This is a genomic window from Citrobacter sp. L55, assembly GCF_002850715.1.
GTDB lineage: Bacteria > Pseudomonadota > Gammaproteobacteria > Enterobacterales > Enterobacteriaceae > Citrobacter > Citrobacter braakii.
The window spans coordinates 401,977-418,287 of the sequence record NZ_KZ559401.1 but is presented as its reverse complement, the minus strand read 5'-3'; the positions used below and the strand labels follow the sequence as shown (position 1 = coordinate 418,287).

General features: G+C 49.4%; 24 protein-coding genes. 2 read left to right on the top strand and 22 right to left on the bottom strand.

From position 1 onward, the window contains the following. Positions 1–13: 13 nt before the first annotated feature. The 22 genes from B9P82_RS09425 to B9P82_RS28455 form a co-directional block, all read right to left on the bottom strand. Entirely contained in the window at positions 14–610 is a 597-nt protein-coding gene (locus B9P82_RS09425; protein WP_101700269.1) for a dienelactone hydrolase family protein, read from the bottom strand. Between the two features lie 48 nt (positions 611–658). Beyond that, positions 659–1,735: a methyl-accepting chemotaxis protein gene (locus B9P82_RS09420; RefSeq protein ID WP_101700268.1), complete on the bottom strand. Its 1,077-nt coding sequence runs from the start codon at positions 1,733–1,735 to the stop codon at positions 659–661. 865 nt (positions 1,736–2,600) lie between these two features. Then, positions 2,601–3,446 carry a DUF4942 domain-containing protein gene (locus tag B9P82_RS09410; RefSeq protein WP_101700266.1) on the bottom strand — a complete coding sequence of 282 codons (846 nt, stop codon included), beginning with the start codon at positions 3,444–3,446 and terminating at the stop codon, positions 2,601–2,603. Positions 3,447–3,526: 80 nt separating this feature from the next. Beyond that, a complete protein-coding gene (locus tag B9P82_RS09405) occupies positions 3,527–3,730 on the bottom strand; it encodes a DUF957 domain-containing protein (protein WP_101700265.1) in 204 nt (67 codons plus the stop codon). 29 nt (positions 3,731–3,759) lie between these two features. Continuing rightward, positions 3,760–4,251 (bottom strand): DUF5983 family protein, encoded by a 492-nt coding sequence (locus B9P82_RS09400; protein WP_101700264.1) that lies wholly within the window; start codon positions 4,249–4,251, stop codon positions 3,760–3,762. Continuing rightward, positions 4,248–4,625 carry a TA system toxin CbtA family protein gene (locus B9P82_RS09395; protein ID WP_101700263.1) on the bottom strand — a complete coding sequence of 126 codons (378 nt, stop codon included), beginning with the start codon at positions 4,623–4,625 and terminating at the stop codon, positions 4,248–4,250. Before B9P82_RS09395 ends, B9P82_RS09400 begins: the two co-directional genes overlap by 4 nt. 51 nt (positions 4,626–4,676) lie before the next feature. After that, entirely contained in the window at positions 4,677–5,036 is a 360-nt protein-coding gene (locus tag B9P82_RS09390) for a type IV toxin-antitoxin system YeeU family antitoxin (protein ID WP_101700262.1), read from the bottom strand. A 22-nt stretch (positions 5,037–5,058) separates the two neighbouring features. Continuing rightward, complete coding sequence (locus B9P82_RS09385) at positions 5,059–5,280, bottom strand: DUF987 domain-containing protein (RefSeq protein ID WP_032648619.1); 222 nt, start codon at positions 5,278–5,280, stop codon at positions 5,059–5,061. Positions 5,281–5,294: 14 nt separating this feature from the next. Further along, positions 5,295–5,774, bottom strand: coding sequence for a RadC family protein (gene radC / locus B9P82_RS09380; protein WP_101700261.1), 480 nt, complete (start codon positions 5,772–5,774; stop codon positions 5,295–5,297). 11 nt (positions 5,775–5,785) lie between these two features. Then, a complete protein-coding gene (locus B9P82_RS09375) occupies positions 5,786–6,271 on the bottom strand; it encodes an antirestriction protein (RefSeq protein WP_101700260.1) in 486 nt (161 codons plus the stop codon). A 16-nt stretch (positions 6,272–6,287) separates the two neighbouring features. Then, positions 6,288–6,542 (bottom strand): hypothetical protein, encoded by a 255-nt coding sequence (locus B9P82_RS09370; RefSeq protein WP_101700259.1) that lies wholly within the window; start codon positions 6,540–6,542, stop codon positions 6,288–6,290. Further along, positions 6,542–7,360 carry a DUF932 domain-containing protein gene (locus tag B9P82_RS09365; protein ID WP_101700258.1) on the bottom strand — a complete coding sequence of 273 codons (819 nt, stop codon included), beginning with the start codon at positions 7,358–7,360 and terminating at the stop codon, positions 6,542–6,544. Before B9P82_RS09365 ends, B9P82_RS09370 begins: the two co-directional genes overlap by 1 nt. Before the next feature lie 111 nt (positions 7,361–7,471). Then, positions 7,472–7,729, bottom strand: a complete 258-nt coding sequence (locus tag B9P82_RS09360; RefSeq protein WP_225622965.1) for a DUF905 domain-containing protein — start codon at positions 7,727–7,729, stop codon at positions 7,472–7,474. A gap of 32 nt (positions 7,730–7,761) precedes the next feature. Beyond that, complete coding sequence (locus B9P82_RS09355; protein WP_101700256.1) at positions 7,762–7,983, bottom strand: hypothetical protein; 222 nt, start codon at positions 7,981–7,983, stop codon at positions 7,762–7,764. A gap of 79 nt (positions 7,984–8,062) precedes the next feature. Then, the gene (locus B9P82_RS09350; protein ID WP_101700255.1) at positions 8,063–8,575 is read right to left on the bottom strand and encodes a DUF4234 domain-containing protein; all 513 of its coding nucleotides are present in this window, start codon (positions 8,573–8,575) and stop codon (positions 8,063–8,065) included. Between the two features lie 45 nt (positions 8,576–8,620). Beyond that, positions 8,621–9,091: a hypothetical protein gene (locus B9P82_RS09345; protein ID WP_101700254.1), complete on the bottom strand. Its 471-nt coding sequence runs from the start codon at positions 9,089–9,091 to the stop codon at positions 8,621–8,623. Positions 9,092–9,137: 46 nt separating this feature from the next. Further along, a complete protein-coding gene (locus tag B9P82_RS09340; protein WP_023336630.1) occupies positions 9,138–9,449 on the bottom strand; it encodes a hypothetical protein in 312 nt (103 codons plus the stop codon). Positions 9,450–9,461: 12 nt separating this feature from the next. Continuing rightward, complete coding sequence (locus B9P82_RS09335; protein ID WP_023336631.1) at positions 9,462–9,728, bottom strand: hypothetical protein; 267 nt, start codon at positions 9,726–9,728, stop codon at positions 9,462–9,464. After that, entirely contained in the window at positions 9,725–10,453 is a 729-nt protein-coding gene (locus B9P82_RS09330; RefSeq protein WP_023336632.1) for a helix-turn-helix transcriptional regulator, read from the bottom strand. Before B9P82_RS09330 ends, B9P82_RS09335 begins: the two co-directional genes overlap by 4 nt. Positions 10,454–10,714: 261 nt before the next feature. Further along, positions 10,715–11,011, bottom strand: coding sequence for a hypothetical protein (locus B9P82_RS09325; protein ID WP_101700253.1), 297 nt, complete (start codon positions 11,009–11,011; stop codon positions 10,715–10,717). Between the two features lie 349 nt (positions 11,012–11,360). Then, on the bottom strand, positions 11,361–12,116 hold the full coding sequence (locus B9P82_RS09320) for a hypothetical protein (RefSeq protein ID WP_246842108.1): 756 nt from the start codon (positions 12,114–12,116) through the stop codon (positions 11,361–11,363). 1,849 nt (positions 12,117–13,965) lie between these two features. Then, entirely contained in the window at positions 13,966–14,778 is an 813-nt protein-coding gene (locus tag B9P82_RS28455) for a hypothetical protein (RefSeq protein WP_168188436.1), read from the bottom strand. Between the two features lie 297 nt (positions 14,779–15,075). Between B9P82_RS28455 and B9P82_RS29385 the strand changes: the two genes are divergently transcribed. Both B9P82_RS29385 and B9P82_RS09305 read left to right on the top strand, forming a co-directional pair. Then, positions 15,076–15,795 (top strand): inovirus Gp2 family protein, encoded by a 720-nt coding sequence (locus B9P82_RS29385; protein ID WP_371412080.1) that lies wholly within the window; start codon positions 15,076–15,078, stop codon positions 15,793–15,795. Between the two features lie 152 nt (positions 15,796–15,947). Beyond that, complete coding sequence (locus B9P82_RS09305) at positions 15,948–16,208, top strand: helix-turn-helix transcriptional regulator (RefSeq protein ID WP_101700251.1); 261 nt, start codon at positions 15,948–15,950, stop codon at positions 16,206–16,208. The last annotated feature ends 103 nt before the right edge of the window (positions 16,209–16,311 follow it).

Below are 16,311 nucleotides of genomic sequence, written 5' to 3'. Positions count from 1 at the left end.
CGTTTATATTAACTTAGTTAATGATCTTCGTTATAAAATCATGCAAAAGAGTCAGCGCTTTCGCTGATTCAGGCGGATTGTATGCCTTATTATAAGGATCGCAAAATCCGTGACGGCTGTTGAGTATATGAAACGATACTAGTGGATACTGACGGAGTTTATGCTGGAGAAAGTAAGGATCATAGGCTTCTTCATATTTCGCCTGGATAACCAGTGTTGGGCTGTTGGGCATTATATCAGTATAATCACGTATACGGCTTCCGTAGAAACTGACGATACCATCGCATTGTGTATTCTCCGAACAAAGCCATGCTAATGTCCCTCCAACACTGAATCCGACGATTATTATTTTTTTATAATGATCACGTATTCTTATCAGTAAATCGAAGATCATTGATGTATCGAATCCGCAGAACTTCATAAAATAATCGTATGCCTGGCTATGTTGATCGTATGAGAAAGGTTCTTCGCGGTTCAAAAAATTGGGGCAATATACATCAAGTCCTGAATTGTGCAGTTCTTTACATACTTGCTTGATATGATTATTCAATCCATAAATTTCATGTAAAACTATCACAGCATTTTCATTTTTAGATAATAGAGTATACATCAACTGTCTCCAGTAGTTTTTAACTATCTATTCTAATAATAAAGTTTGTCAAGGGTTATCACCGGGCGTAAATTTTACAACCTCTCTGAAAATCTCGTTGCCAAGAATCTCGAGCTGATTCATTACCTCATCACTGGCCTGTTCCATTCTTTTTAACGCCAGGGACATATGCTCATGGTCGCCAGAAATCGAATACTCGATTGCAAGAACGCCGGAGTTATGTAACATCTGGTGAGGGTCCTCCAGATTTTTAAATCCCGTTAAATGAGAGAAACATCTTCCAGTATCACCGTAATACCATTTCCCCAATCTGCACTGACTATATGATGTCAACGTATCATCTAATTTATTCTCGGTAAGTTTTTTATATAGATCTATTTTCCAGATAACATGATCCATTTTAATGATACTTAAAAATAGTAAATTTGATATGTAGTCAATAATTGCCTTCATTGCGGCTGATTTTTCAATTACACTTTTAATAGAAAAAACAACTTCATTCATATGCTGAGTGATTTTCGTGATTATTGCTAGCTGTGCTTCGATGGATGTATCAACCGTAGAACCATTATTCTGGAGGGTTTCCGTTTGCAAAAATATATGGTTAGTGCACATTTTAACATTTTCAGCCAGTTGTCTAACCTCTTTAGATATAACGCTAAATCCTCTTCCCGCCTCACCTACTCGGGCAGCTTCAATCGCTGAATTTATTGCGATTAGATTTGTATGATTGGCAATTTTTTGTATGTCTTTAATTGCATCATTAATTTCAGTCAGTGATAACTTCAGATGAGTCATTTGTTTTTGAATTTCTGCTGATTCTTTGCCTGCCTCATTGATCTCAATAACGAGTGATTCAAGGGAATGCATTGCTTTATTATTTTGTGCGTTTAGTTCTGTTATTTTATCTTTTTCTGTATTTAATTGTTCATGAGTTGAAATTAATGATGTTCTGATCAGGTTGAGTGTTGATATGCCAGAAGTGAAATGATGGCAGATGATTTTATTGTAGTTTTCTGCTTTTTGTTCAGCGATGGGGGTGTCAGCTTCGATGATGTCGGAAGAAGTGTTGTAATTATAGTTACTATTTCTTTTAACTATCTTAGCGATAATTTTCCTGATCATCTTATCAATCCTTTTTCGATAATAGGTTTAAGAAAATAATGGTTTAATAGTTTATCGCCTATGTTATAGATTACGTCAATATATTTTTAATTAGTATTATTTGATGTATTATAATTTCTTGATAATTGTTTTGTTGAATTATTTTACAGAAATGTCCTGGTGTTTTTTAAATGCGCGTGTTATCTATTAAGATAAGGATTATACTTCAGTTGAACACTACAGATAATGATATTTCAGAGTATTAAAATCTCCATCTGTTAGTTTTATATTTTAGCTTAACCTAAATATTCCTGTGATATCACTCTCCAGCCTGGATGTGTAGTTGGATTACATCATTTATGTGTGCATTGAAAAATTCAGAGAGTGGTTAGATGTATCACTATATATCGAGTACATGACCAAAATTGAGAGTGTGATAACCGCCGGTTAAAATGCAACATTATTAATGTATTTATAATAACAGCGGTGCCCGGACCCGGACTAACGCCGCAGGCGGTGAACAACGCGCTTGTCGCGCTGGCCCCGCAGGGGTGAGCCGCTGGAGACGAATAATCGAACGGAGCTTGATGGAGAGTCCGTTTCTCCAAAAGCAAAAACCCGCCTCTAGGGCGGGTTCTTTAAATAGTGGTGCCCGGACTCGGAATGAATTTCGATTTGTATGTATATAGATGCATATGGATTTTATTGTGTTTCATAAATATTGAGGCCCCCAGTAAGGCCCCCATCTGCAGGGCGTCAAAATTTGACGGTTGAACGGGAATTTTTACGTCCATCTGAAGTGTTTTGGATTGCACGGTGCCCTGGCTGTTTACGGAATCGTAGTGAGCACCATCAGCGTTTGAAAATGATACCATAACCTGGCTCCTTAGTGTTTAGTGGGCAACGCCCCTGGATAGTGTCGGGCGATGATGTTATTCAGCTTATCAACCAGCTCTGGTCTCTTGAATACGATGTGCGCTGTTCCCTTCTGAAAATATTTGATTGCAAACATCTCATCCTCATAGCGATTACTGTGCCTGTTTTCATGGATATGATCGCCGAGACGACGGGTAACGTCAGCACGGTTGTCGGGGACAGGCTTTCCATCCAGAATCGTCAGCATGCGCTCCAGATCTGCTAACCGATTGCGCTGCCAGCCCCAGTTCAGACCAAATCCCCAACGATCATATTTCACCAGCCCTGTCACGATGATCTTTTTCCCAAACTTACATGGGCTATTGCTCTTAAAATCCCAGCTCAGGCCCTTAAACACGTTAATCACCCCACGTTCAAATACGTCACCTTTACTAAGATGCAGCTGCTCGAATGTGTTGAGAATATTCTCTTCGCTGATAGCCGGAATATCGTCCATTTCCAGACTGTTGTACCACTGGTCACGCGCCTGAGCGTCCATGAGCGCCAGCATTCCCGACTTATTCATCAGGTCTTTCCAGATGCTGCGATCGATATTTCGGGTGATGGCTTTTATCGCTGTTTCTGGTTTTTCCATCAACCAGCAGTCGTAACGGTATTGCCGTACTCCCCATTCATTCGATTTACCTCCGCCGACACTGCTTGTCAGGGCAGAGATATCGTCAAGTTGTTGTATCAGCGTTTCAATCTGCACCAGCGCGGTATTACGTCCGGTGACGATGCGTTCAATGCTGGTGGAGCAAATCACATCGGTGTGGCCGGTGATGACTTTGGGTTCGGTGAGGGTAAGGTCTGACATCATTTTTTTCCTTATATAAAGTAAAACGCCAGCCGGTGAGGGCTGGCGTTTATGAGTAAGTGATGGGTACGGTTCGGTGGTTAATCTGTACTGGCCTGTTGCAAAAGCTGAAGATGGTGGAGATCGCGAACGTTCTGTAATGCCTGTTCAATCCAGGGCAACAACTTTGTTGAGTCGGTATTGTCTTCGTCGTTGTCGAAGATGATCTCCGTACCGCAATCTATGTTGTCCTGCAGCCAGCCAATCAGAACGTTGAGAGCCGCTTCGGTGGTTAATTCCGGCATGTGAAAACCTTATGGAGATTGAGGTTGCGCTACCAGTCAAAGGTAGCAACGCCGGGTAACACTTCGCCACAGGCATCAAGGTGAATAATGCCAGCGGAGTAGCGACGGATAAGCGTCACCACTAACTGACGGCAGGATTTTGACAGACCGAGGCGTTTGAGGCGTAAGACCGGAAACGACCACGCGCCCAGGTGGAGCAGGTAACCCGAGCCGGAGTACGAAATCCATTCAGACTCACCAAAGTCTTCATACTGGTGTGAAAGGGCAAACAGCAGAGCATTGTCTTCCTCCGTGATATGTGCGGTGCTGCACTGAATGCCGTTAACGCGGGCGACAGGCGGAAGTGGATCTTCAACAACCAGCTTCCCGGGGGCATCAGCTATGCGAAGCGAATAACCGTTATCGCAGACCACATCGATCAGATTGGCCAGTTCAATACCGTCGATATCGACGGCGATCCGGCCCCCATTAAGGGCCAGTACATTAACTGTATCGGCTTCAACCGTCAGGGACAGCTTCATTGAGTCGCTCCGCTGTATTTGCCGGTGGTGATATCGGTTACCATTCTGTAGCCGTTGCGCGTCATCAATCCACAGGCCTTACGGGCGCGGAGGATATCAATACTGCTGATGAGCGGGGACTGTATTTCTGCACTGAAACTGCGATGATCGATACGGACAAGATCGTACTTTTCGACGATGAAATTCACTGCGTCGCACAGCGAAATACCTGCGTCAATATGTTCCGGAATGACACCATCGTTGCCAAACGGTGTGTCGTTGAGCGTCAGGCCGTAGTGATGATCCAGCAGGTGGCTCAGAAGCCGTTGCCAGATCTCCACCGGTGACGGACGTGGTGAGGCCTCCCCCGTTGAGGATAGTTGTTGAGTTTGCATAGCTGGATCTCTTTGTTGATGGGTTAAAACGAAGATAAGTGGTAAGAAGATTTACGCGGTTGTTGCAGGTGCTGGGTAAAGCGCAATATAGACATAGCCGCAACTACCCAGGGTGTTGGCATCGCATGTCAGCCCTTTTGCGTAGAGCGTGACACCGTGCTGATGGCGGGGATTGAGTTCACCGGAAACCAGCATCAGTTCAAGCTGTTTGAGCAGTACCGGGAATGTCTGGTCGAGATGGCGTAAATCCGCGTCACTAAAGGTGCCGGTGATACTGGCGCGGTCAGCCAGGTAATGCAGGCGGTTGCCTTCCTGCACCAGGCGTGCGCCAAAACACGGCGTGACGGTGGGTTTAAGTCCCCACCAGGGTTCGGCAATATCATGATTTGCTACGTTTGTTGTGTTCTGCATTTAAGGAATCCTTAACTATGCATTAATTCAGCGTGACGCTGCGTAATACGACATACGGACCGTTGCGGTCCTGGCGGCGTTCCGCAAAGACGGCCAGCACGCCGCTGATATCCTGCACCTCCCGACCGGCATAGTGGCAGATGCTGCCGGACCATGTGTATTTGCCAGTACAGAAGCGAAATAACCGGGACTTAGGGTGCTGGCGGTATATCGCCATTGCCTGGCGTTTACTGATAATCTTCATCGCTATTTTCCTTCTTAAAGCCAGCCTCTCTCAGAAAACGAGACGATCTCCATGCCGCCGACCACCAGGTGATCCAGCAGCCGTATTTCGACTAACTCCAGCGCAGCTCGCAGGCGTTCTGTAATTTTACGATCTGCCTGACTGGGTTCCGCCTCCCCGGAGGGATGGCTATGCGCCACGATGACAGCGGCGCAGTTATGCTTCAGACCGGCCTTCACCACTTCGCGGGGATGGACCTGCGTATGGTTGATGGTGCCGGTGAAAAGCGTTTCGTGGGCTATCAGGCGATGCTGGTTATCGAGAAAGAGCGCGGTAAACTCTTCCCGCTCCAGCGAAGCAAGCTGCAGACGCAGCCAGTCGCGGACGGCATGGCTGGAAGTAAATGACGCGCCGGGTTCACGTAGCTGACCCTCCAGCAGGGTTAAGGCTTCCCTGACCGTCTGCTGGTCGGCAGGGGTTAATTCACGGGCAAACAGCGGTAACTGTTGTTCCATTGCGGCTGACCTCAGTCGATGATGTGCATGATAGCGCTGCATTCCGCATGGTTGAGCGCGTAGTCTCGCAGGCGATAATAGTGCTCCGTCATGGCGTCGCATTCGGTGCGCATGGCGTGGTGGCTATACGTCATCAGACAGACGGCAATTCCGGCAGCCTCAGCGCTGAGCTCTCCACAGTTACCGTTCAGGGTGTTGAACAGCGACCATTGTTCATCAGTATCCTCATTCGCTTCGGGGGCCATAAACGCGCCGCCGTTGCTGAGCGTGTAAAACTGCCAGATGCCGCCGCTATAGTCCGCACAGAAGCGTTCCATCCACGCGAAGACAGTCGGCTCGAGGATTATCCACTGCGGTATGCTGCCGAAGTACTGCGGCCAGAAGCTGAGACGCTGTTCGTCCGGTACCGACGTAGCGGTCAGTGCTGGCGCAGAACCGGCATCGGTATGTTGTGGCTGTAACTGGAAGGCATCGTTAAGGTTAATAATGTCGGTCATGTTAGTTTTTCCTTGTTTATTTATCTGGTTGGGGATGCAGGTTCAGCAGGAGTGACGGGCAGGACTGCGTATAGCCATCTTCATCACAGCGTGATGGCCAGTGGCCTTCAGGAAGACTTAAGCAGCACAGGCTGAGCTCGCCGGGCCGATAAAGAAGGTGTGAGCACCAGGCGCACAGGTCGTCATCGGAGATGGAGCGACAGCCCGGCAGACTCAGCAGGACGAACGGATATGGCGTAACCTGATAACTGCCATCAGGGATGTGCGGCATTACTTCAGCGTCTCCAGCAGACTTTCCGCCATCACCCAGAGCGCCCTGTTGAGCTTTACGTCGCCGTCGATGCCGCTAACGGCACGGGTATGGCTGCGTTTACCCTTCGCGGTACGTCCGGGCAGGCCGCCTTTCAGCAGGTTCTCCTGCAGCCTCTGGTACGTTGTCCACAGGTCGTCCTGCCGGTCTTCATACCGTCGTGGCGTCAGCACCTGCGTGGTGGTCACCGGCTGGTGTTCTTCACCAAAACGGTACGTTAGTGCGGCGTTTGCCAGGGCGTGTTGTGCGGGTGGTGGTAACTGCAGCGACTGCATGGCGTCACGTTTCTCTTCCACCCTGTCAAAGACACCGAGTACTTCGTAAGCACCCTCAATCACTTTCTCAACGATATTGCCCCGATGCGGAACTCTGATTTCGCCAAACGACTGTCCGCAGACGAGCGAATTCGTGCATACGCTTCTGAAGATTCCTGGTAAGAGCTGAAAACTGGATGCGCCATCGTGCGAATTCAGAATGATGATTTCAGGGACATGTTGTCCATTTATCTGACCAGCCCGGCGTAAGCGGAGCAGGTGCTTTGTGTGCTCACGACGGTCAGGGTCCCGAACGCGTGACTGACAGGCAAAGAAGGGCTGGAACCCTTCGCGCTGCAGGTTTTCGAGCAGGGTTATAGTCGGTATATAGCTGTAGCGTTCTGAGCGGGATGCGTGTTTATCCTCGCCAAAAACGCTGGGTACATGTTGGTGTAATTCTTCGTGGGTCAGTGGACGGTCACGGCGGATTTGATTTGTCCGCCCAAAACGGCTGGCTAATCGCATGGTTAATTTCCTTAGGGTTGATTTTGCGGCATAAACAAAAAAGCCATGCGCCCCGAAGGGAGCATGGCCTGTTAGTCGTGTAACGGGTATTCGGCTGAGGGGCCTGGTGAGTCAGTCCCGGGGTATGCCGTGACTGGCCAGATAGCGGTTGAACCATTCCCCAGCACTGGCTTCAAAATTCCACGCCCGCCAGAGTAACTGCCCCTCGCGGCGACGGATGACGAGGCGAAAATCGGTGCCCTGGTCGTCTTCAGTCGCCACGTTCTGGTACGTCGCCACAATGGCCTCAGCCTGCCTGCGGGTAAACGGACCGGGCGGTAGCAACGGACTGTTGGTGTTGTGCATGTGAATGCTCCTGGTAAACGTCATAAAACCAGATGCCCCGCTCAGTGAGCAGGGCATCAGTGGGTTAAGTGTGTCGCGATGAATTGCAGTATCTGCTCCATCAGGGCCGAGATTAAGGCTCCTGCGAGCAGGGTTGCCGTCTGTCTGGCGATATAAATGCTGTCTTCATCGTGGCCTTCTTCGCGGAAGTGGTCTTCCACAAACTGCTGTGCCCGGCTGCTGGCGCACCACGTCAGCGCCCGCTCCAGCGCAGCGAGCAGTATTTTGAGTAATGTCATTGAGTCAGCCTCAGAGGAGAGCCCGGACGGATGGGGCATTCACGGATGCCCCTGCCGGGTAAGTCAGAGGGGAGTGGCGCTACCGTGCAGATGGCGTTTCCGGTGGCACGGCGGGCTGACCATGAATAATTCGGTGCTTTGCCAGCGCCTGCGGCATGTCATTGATGCAGTACGTGATGTAAAAGACGTTGAGCACCACGGTATAGAACGCATTCATCTTCAGGTCAAAGCGAAAGGTGTTCAGCGCATAGTGGCGGAGCGCGGCTCTGGCCTTAAACGCCCAGACGATGTACATCACGCCACAGGCGAGTGACAGAATGCCGCTTAAGGCCAGTAGCGTGTCGCTGCCCGTGTCGTAGCCGGCGAGGTCCGGTGAGGCCATCACGCCGAACTGGCGTCCGAGCCCGAAGCAGACGGCCAGCCAGATAACGAAGGTATCTCCGCAAACCGGGTAACCGGTGGTGTCGCTGATAATCTGCTGTTTTCGGTACAGCCAGAGTAACGGCCAGATGCCGCAGGTTGCGATGGTGAGCAGCACAAAAGTGAGCGTTGGTGTTGCCAGTCGCTGGCTGAGTGTCGAGATGTCGGTCATATTGCATTGTCCTTGATTGATGTTGCTGTAAACAAGCGGGCGGGGCTACCCGGCGGTCAGTGTCGTGCATTCGGGCATATCAGCCAGAACCTTGTGAACGTTTCCGGCAGAAGGGGAAAAATGCCCCACCTTTTTGTCGTTGACGTAAATCTCAAACGACGTTGCTTTTCTGATGGCATCAATGAACGACAGCCAGGCGTTGTCGCCGTTACGCCAGCCCAGAGAGGACGGCAGGGGGAACGTCTGGTCATCCGTGACGACGGTGATGGCGGTCTTATCATCCTGTGAATCGGCACCGCTGCCGTCAGGCAGGGTGAGCATGACGTGATGCTGCAGGATATTCTGGTCGTCAGGGTTGCCGGTGCAGTTCAGGTTCATCATCACGTTTTCCGGGCTGGTGATGATGTACTCGGTGACGCCCATACCGAAGCCACTACTCCACATATTGGGGACCGCCTGTGCCGTGATGGCAAAGGTCAGTAATCCTGCTGACAGGATGGCGTGCATGAATCGCATGGTATTTTTCCTTCTCAGTCAAAAATGTTGTTGAGGGGCAGCCGTGTTACATGAGTTGTTTACCCACGACGATAAGTCCGGCCAGCCAGCCGATACACTGTGGGCCCACAAGCCAGAACAGACGGGCCTTGAGTAATCCGGTCATTCCTTCGCGGGTGTATACCGCATCCGGCATCAGCCATTGTCGAAGAGCAGCACCGACCGTCATACCGGCTCCGGGCCCAAGCGTCATCCAGAACAGATATCCCATTCCCTGACCAAAACTGCGTATCTCGCCGGTACTCCCGAACACGTTAAACAGCACGACCACAAGCGCGATGGCGAAGGCAATCGCGAAATATTTAATGACAAGCGCCATGTTCAGATTTCCTTATTTTCTGCACTGCTGAGCAGCGCTCAGCATGTTGTCCATGAAGCGCGGGGGGACATAACCGTATTGCTGGTTCATTTTCTCCAGCTCCCCGTGCGTATATTTCGTTTTGAGGTCATCCCAGATACATCCGCAGACGGCGGTAGTACCGCCGCCTGATTTGCATCCCTGGATAAACTCGCGTTCATTTTTGTCGCCACAGCCGCTCAGGGTTACGGCAGACAACAGCAGGGTGAAGAGCAGCAGAGGGCCTGCGACAGGTTTCACGATTTGACTCCTTTGGGTCTGGATGGATGTTCAGGGTGTTGTTCCCTGAATGTGTGAATGACATCACTGATAAAGCGAAAGTGGGGCAGTGCGCTGATAAATCCCTCTTCAGTAATGAGCGAACTGATTTCGCTCCGGCGACGGAAGGTTTGCTCTGAGAGTGAGGCCGAGATAATGTCTTCCAGCCGGAACACCCGAAGGCTCCCCCGGCAACAGACGACCAGATACCAGTGCTGATGCCGGTAAATCAGGCGGTAAGGCTCCTGCTCATCGTGACGGACACCGCCGACCAGCAGACTGACCACCCGGTGATGACAAATGGCTTCGGCCAGACGATGAAAACTGTCAGCCTGTGTCCATGCTGACGGTAAGTCGTGCCAGATAAAGCAGGGTGAGGTGCCCGTTTCATTCATCAGCAGGTGCATCAGTTGCCGGTTCTGCGACGGGATAATGCGTGCGATACCGGTACTGCGGGCAAAGGAAACGGCCCCCGGAGAGTGATCACGCGTGGCGCTCTCACTGAGTCGATACGTGCCGTTTTCCCCGATAATGTCGAGGTGGACCAGCCGTTGATGTAAGTCACGACGCAGGGTGCGTATCGATACACCAAACTCACCGGACAGTGTCTGAAGGGTCAGCGTTTCTCCGGCCATTAACCGGCTGATAATGACCGACAATCTGACGGCCAGCCGGTCGTAGCGGGCCTCTTCATCGGGTCGTTGCATGGACGCTCCGTGTGCGATAAATAGGTTGATATTTCATGCGGTTATTATGCGGGAGGGGAGGGACACGTTATGTCCATCCCCCGTAATGGCGGAAAAGAAAAAGTAAAATTCATCTTTCAGTAAACAGGAGAATTAACAAAGGGTTAGTGCCAGGTAGCTGAAATGACGACAGCATGCTGACACGCCCTGTCATCAGTCGTGCCGTAGCGAGTACGGTCAGCGGCTCAGGCTTTGTGCAGGATGGGCTGACCCTTATTAACGTTACGGTGCACTGAAGATATGCTCACACTGCGTGCAGCCGTATTCATCAAAGACGGTACCGTCCAGTTGTTCTCCGGCCAGAGAGCCTGCCACCGCACCAGCACAGGCGCCGGACAGAAAACCAATGAGGCCTCCGACTATCGTACCGACAACCGGAATGGCTGAACCTATCAGCGCACCGGTGGAGGCTCCTTCAAGCCCGGCAAGGCCTCCGGCTGTTGCGCCAATGACCCCTCCCGTCTTTTTACCCACATGACGCAGCTGTATATTTTGTGAACCGCAATTCGGACAATGCATTTCCTTCTCCCTTATTACTGGCAATAAATAGCCGCCTTCATGAGCTGGCGGACCGTGTATCAGAGAGACCTGGGTACCGGAACAGAAAGTATAGCTGTGACTTAGCGCGAGAAGCATACGCACGGGTGTTTTGTGGGACAGTTGACCCGGGAGAAGGAATAACGACGGTAACAGGGTATCGGGACCCCGTTTGTTCTTACTGGACACATTAACCTCCGTGAGTGAAATAACAAAACGGCAGCACTTCTGCTGCCGTTCTCACACTGGTAATATAGGTCTGAAATTATTTTGAATGTCATTTCTGGTCTGTATTGCTGTCTCCGCTCACCTTGTTTTCAGTGCAACATCCTCACTCACCACCACAGGTTTTTCGGTAATGGTCATTAATCAGTGTTTCCAGCAAATCGCTGATGCGAACTCCGCTGCGTTCAGCCATAAAGTCCAGTCGTGTTTTGGTGTCGTTCTTCAGGTAGGTATTGAGTGCTTTTTTATCGGTACGAGACTGACGTAATTTTTGTTGGTTCCAGGCTTTATTCAGGTTCAGAAGGAATAAACGCTTTGTATCCGGTGCATCGTCCCATAAATCGAGTGCGGCACGCAGAGCTAAATTGCGTTCAGTATGGCTGAGAGGAGTAAACCAGGTGCTCATTCCTGGCGTTGAAATATTTAATGAGAGCCCGATAGTGGGCGCATTTCTTTCTTCCTGAAGCGATTTGAGGCTGTTCCATGCCCACAGTACCGCGTCTTCTTCATCAGGTAACCATTTCAGCGGAGCTGGTTTGCTGTAAATATTTTTCCACTGGTCTTTCAGCCTGTCCATGACCTGGCGCTTGAGATGATTTACCGGTGGGGTCGGAATAATAATGTTGTCGAAAAAAGAGATGATAATATTAATTCTTTCCTGGTGGCTTGTCGGAGATACACTCAGATTCATTCGCTGATACCAGTTCTTTCCGAACTCTGCATTTGCTGGTTTATCAATGCCAAGTTCGTAGTCTCCGGCCTTGCAAATATACGCCCATAACCAGAATGTTGCCCGTTCATCCTGTTTTAGCCAGTCAAAACTTTCCAGCGGAAGGATGTTTTCATCGCGGGCTGTTTCCATATCAGAAAAAAGTCTTGCCCGCTGTTCTGCATTCTGTATGAACTGATTGATCAGTTTGTTGAGTGCCTGTCGACAACTTTCTGCATCCTGGTGAGGAATGTCACGGGTGTTAATTATTTTATTAACACCCAGCCACCCGGCATAAAAAGCACAGACTCTCAGGTCACGGGTATTTATAAGATTTTGTCTGCCATTGTCGTAATGTACAACCATTGTGGATACCTGTAATAGTAAACTACATAGTAGTGGTTATGGTGGTGATTTTTGTAGCTAAACAGTATCACGATGATGGTTTTATCGTCACTTAAAAACACATCTGGTAGTCATCGTGAGGTTTTATTGTTGATTTATACTGGTTTTGACAAGGTTTTACCATGGTTTTAAAGTTGTCATTTTCTTTGTTTATCTCTCAGATGCTTCTCTGTTTACTGCATGAGTATCGTCTCAACAGGTTACCTTGTTCTCCTACATGCTTTCGTTTTCATCCCCATCATGGTTCCTGGTTCGCTTCAGGGGGCATTTCTGGTATCTGGTCGAGCTGCCATGAGGTATTTCCATTTTGTTGCTCATAATCAGGATTGAGGGCTTCTGCGGGTAGTGATGATACGGGGTTAATTTGATTGAGGTTATTTGATGTGACGTGGTGTCTATTTTTATGTTATTGAAAAAAGATAATTCCAGAGTAACTGATACAGGCGTTTATTGTCGGTAAGTGCTGTCTGGCGTGGTTATCTTCATCGTTATTGTTATGCCTGGTGTGTTGGATTGGTATTAATATATTAAAGAAGGGGGTTTATCATTTGTAACAGTAATCGATGATGTGTTATCAGTAAGTGGGTTATGCCTGAGCGGTATTATTATCTGAAGGTATTCACTAAGGGGATAGTACTATTGGATGGTATCCATTGAGCAATCATTGCCATCAGGTAAACAATACACTATTCAATGTAGTCACAACCTGAATGTTTAGCACTCATTAAAAATCTATCATTAAGAAAACAGAATTGAATTGAGTCGAAATTACCATTGACTAGTCCTCGTCAGGATAAAAGTGAAGATGATTAACATCAGTAATCTAATAATCATAACGGCAGGGTGATTACTGGTTAACATTAACATTTGGGGTGAATGGTCATGCCTGAAAATCAGCAGGTGAGTATCAATGGTTTATTACTGGTCTGCGTATTAGTGATGAGCGTTAAATGCTCAGTCAGTGAACTAACCTGTAGTAAGCCTGTTGGTATTGCTCTGTCTGCCTGATATTGACGCTTACAATACCTGTCAGTTACAGATACTACGGTGACCCATTATCCCTGAAAGTTTTTTGATATGTGTAAACAAGGCCATTGGTAACGACTGTAAACGGGGCATTATCCGTGTTGGTAATAATAGTCATGATTGTATCGTAAACAGAATAACCTGATTGAGGTGACGTGGAATAGGGTGATTACCCTGGTAATCACCGCAAGTTATTTAATAAGTAATTGAGCGCTGTAGTGCCTTATACCGCCATAGCTTCCTGTGAGCCTGCATAAGCGCATTGAATAACACGGTAGTGGAAATCTGTGGTTAGTATGAATATGGCGCTCCTGATGCGTTACAGAGCGTTTTAGCAGTAGTCCCGATAACGATTATTTATCGGGCTTATTGAACGGGGTAATAATATCATGATGGCAACGGGGGACTGGTACAGGGGCTCTTACCCCGGGTATATACATTCCACAGGGGTAATATTTACTTTTCAGGGTAACCACAGCCCCTTTTTAAGCCTGGTCAATACAAAAGGGGGATTGCGATCATCAAACGCTTAAGTAAACCTGGCAATGGCTATTACATGGGGCTGGTGGCTTCACCATACCGCGCTAAAACCCTGTTCTTTCAGTCGATGACGGGTACGTTTCACATAAACCGCGTCAACAAGCTCATCCGGTGGAAGGTCGCGTGTGATATTACAAATCGTCGCCAATGCTGCGTCTGAGAGTTTAAAGCTCCGTGGCAAGGCGTAGTAGTCCCCGGTTTTTTGCATACTGATGTTATCGAATAACTCTCTGAAGAAATCCGTCCGTGAAGGCCTACGGGCGTTGATAATCGCCCTAGTTGCTTCATCAGCAAATGTAACCTCAACCTCCTCCATACCCAGCGAACGAATAATCCCGGCCATGTCAGGCCAGTACTTAAGATCGAAACTATTAAGCCGCTGCAGTTCTGGTTTAAGGTGAAGCTGATAATGACCGTTCTTCTCTCCGGCATCATCGATAAATTCGGTGAGTTTACGCATACGCTCGCAATGAAAGTGACCGTTCCCACTAAGCTCAGTACGTCGCTCCAGCATTTCAGCCAGTTTCTGGCTCATGGCGCTGATACTGTCATTCAGGGCCGTAAGCTCCTGATGATCAGCCCGTAGTTGTGCAAAGCGCTCATCGGTTCCAAAGCTACCGGCATGGATAATCTGCTCAAGCAGCACCCAGAGCTGTTGCCTGGAGAGACTGTTGGACGCTATCTCCCTGTAAACCACCACCATCTCGTCATGACGTTCAACCAGCCGGTTAAATACAGGCCAGGTTGAGGGCCAGGATGGCGGAATGGTCTTTTGCCAGTTGTGAAGTATTTCTTTCAACAGTGCCAGCGCGATCGCCGGAGTTTCCTCAACGTCAACAATCATCGTTATTTCCTCTGGTTATCTTCTGTCCATGTCCATTGTTCACTGAAGCCCTGGAGATGTCGGTAACGGGAAGTCTGTTTTTTGGCAGCCTTCAGGTCACCTTGCATCTGAAACGTTGTTATCTCATGGCTCCAGTCGCAGTGCTGTTACCCGTTGCATATATCTCCCTGCCACCCCCGATATTTTATCGAATCCATCCGCCTCTGGGGACCTGCTTAGGGACCCGCTGAAGGCAAAAAGTTATTTTTTACGGCGCTGGTAATGGCTATGAACGATAACCCACCGGAGTCCATTTTAATGAGTTACACATACGACCCTTTCTGGCAGCAACGCATCGCCGATACCTTCAGTTGTGCACTTAACGCTTACACCCGATTACTGGCCCTGCGTGTTGACCTCCGTCTGCCGGATACGCCAGCGGCCACCGATGCGGCTGTTATCTCCCGTTTCACCGATTCCCTGAAATCCCGGATTGATGCCCTTCAGGCGCGGCAACGTCGCGAGGGCAAACGCGTCTGGCCGACCACGCTACGTTTTGTCTGGGCGCGGGAGTTTGGTGAAATCAAAGGGAAGAAGCATTACCACGCGGTGCTGTTGCTGAACCGCGATACGTGGTGCGGACCGGGAGATTACAAAGACCCGGATTCGCTTGCAGGTATGATTAAACAGGCGTGGTGCAGNCGTTTTGTCTGGGCGCGGGAGTTTGGTGAAATCAAAGGGAAGAAGCATTACCACGCGGTGCTGTTGCTGAACCGCGATACGTGGTGCGGACCGGGAGATTACAAAGACCCGGATTCGCTTGCAGGTATGATTAAACAGGCGTGGTGCAGCGCCCTGAAAGTGGATGCACAGGCGCATGCCGTTCTGGCGCGTTTTCCTGCGAGTCCAGTGTCCTGGCTGACGCGCGGTAATACCACAGAGCTTCAACAGGCGCTGGCGCAGGCCGATTATCTTGCCAAACGCGAAACCAAAGTCACCGGCGATGGTGAACGTAACTTCGGTTGCAGCCGCGGCTGAGCCAGGCATATATCGATTCACCAGGCCTGAACGTACGGGCCTGGTAATTTTTTACAACGTTTCCCTATCCTCTGAGGCGAACCGGTAACCCCATGATTCAACCACTACCGGACGTCTCCCGACAGCCATATCCTCAGAGGGAGAAAAATACCATGACCACGACGAATTCGAACATTAATGCCAGCCCTGACACACTGCTTTCAGCTCAGGACCCGCTTATCGACATGACCTTTATCACCACGTACACCGGTATGACGGACAAGTGGTTCTATAAACTGATTGGCGACGGCCTGTTTCCCAGACCCATCAAGCTGGGCCGCAGCTCCCGCTGGCGCAGAAGCGAGGTGGAAACCTGGATGCAACAGCGCATTTCCGACTCCCGCGGTGCCAGAGCAGAAGGGATACCCGAGTGAAGAAACGACGCCATACTCAACCACAGGGCATTCCGGCGCGCTGGAAGTGTCCCCGTTGCCGGCGGCAGTACTGTGGTGCCAGACCCTGTCCCGTTTGTTTTCG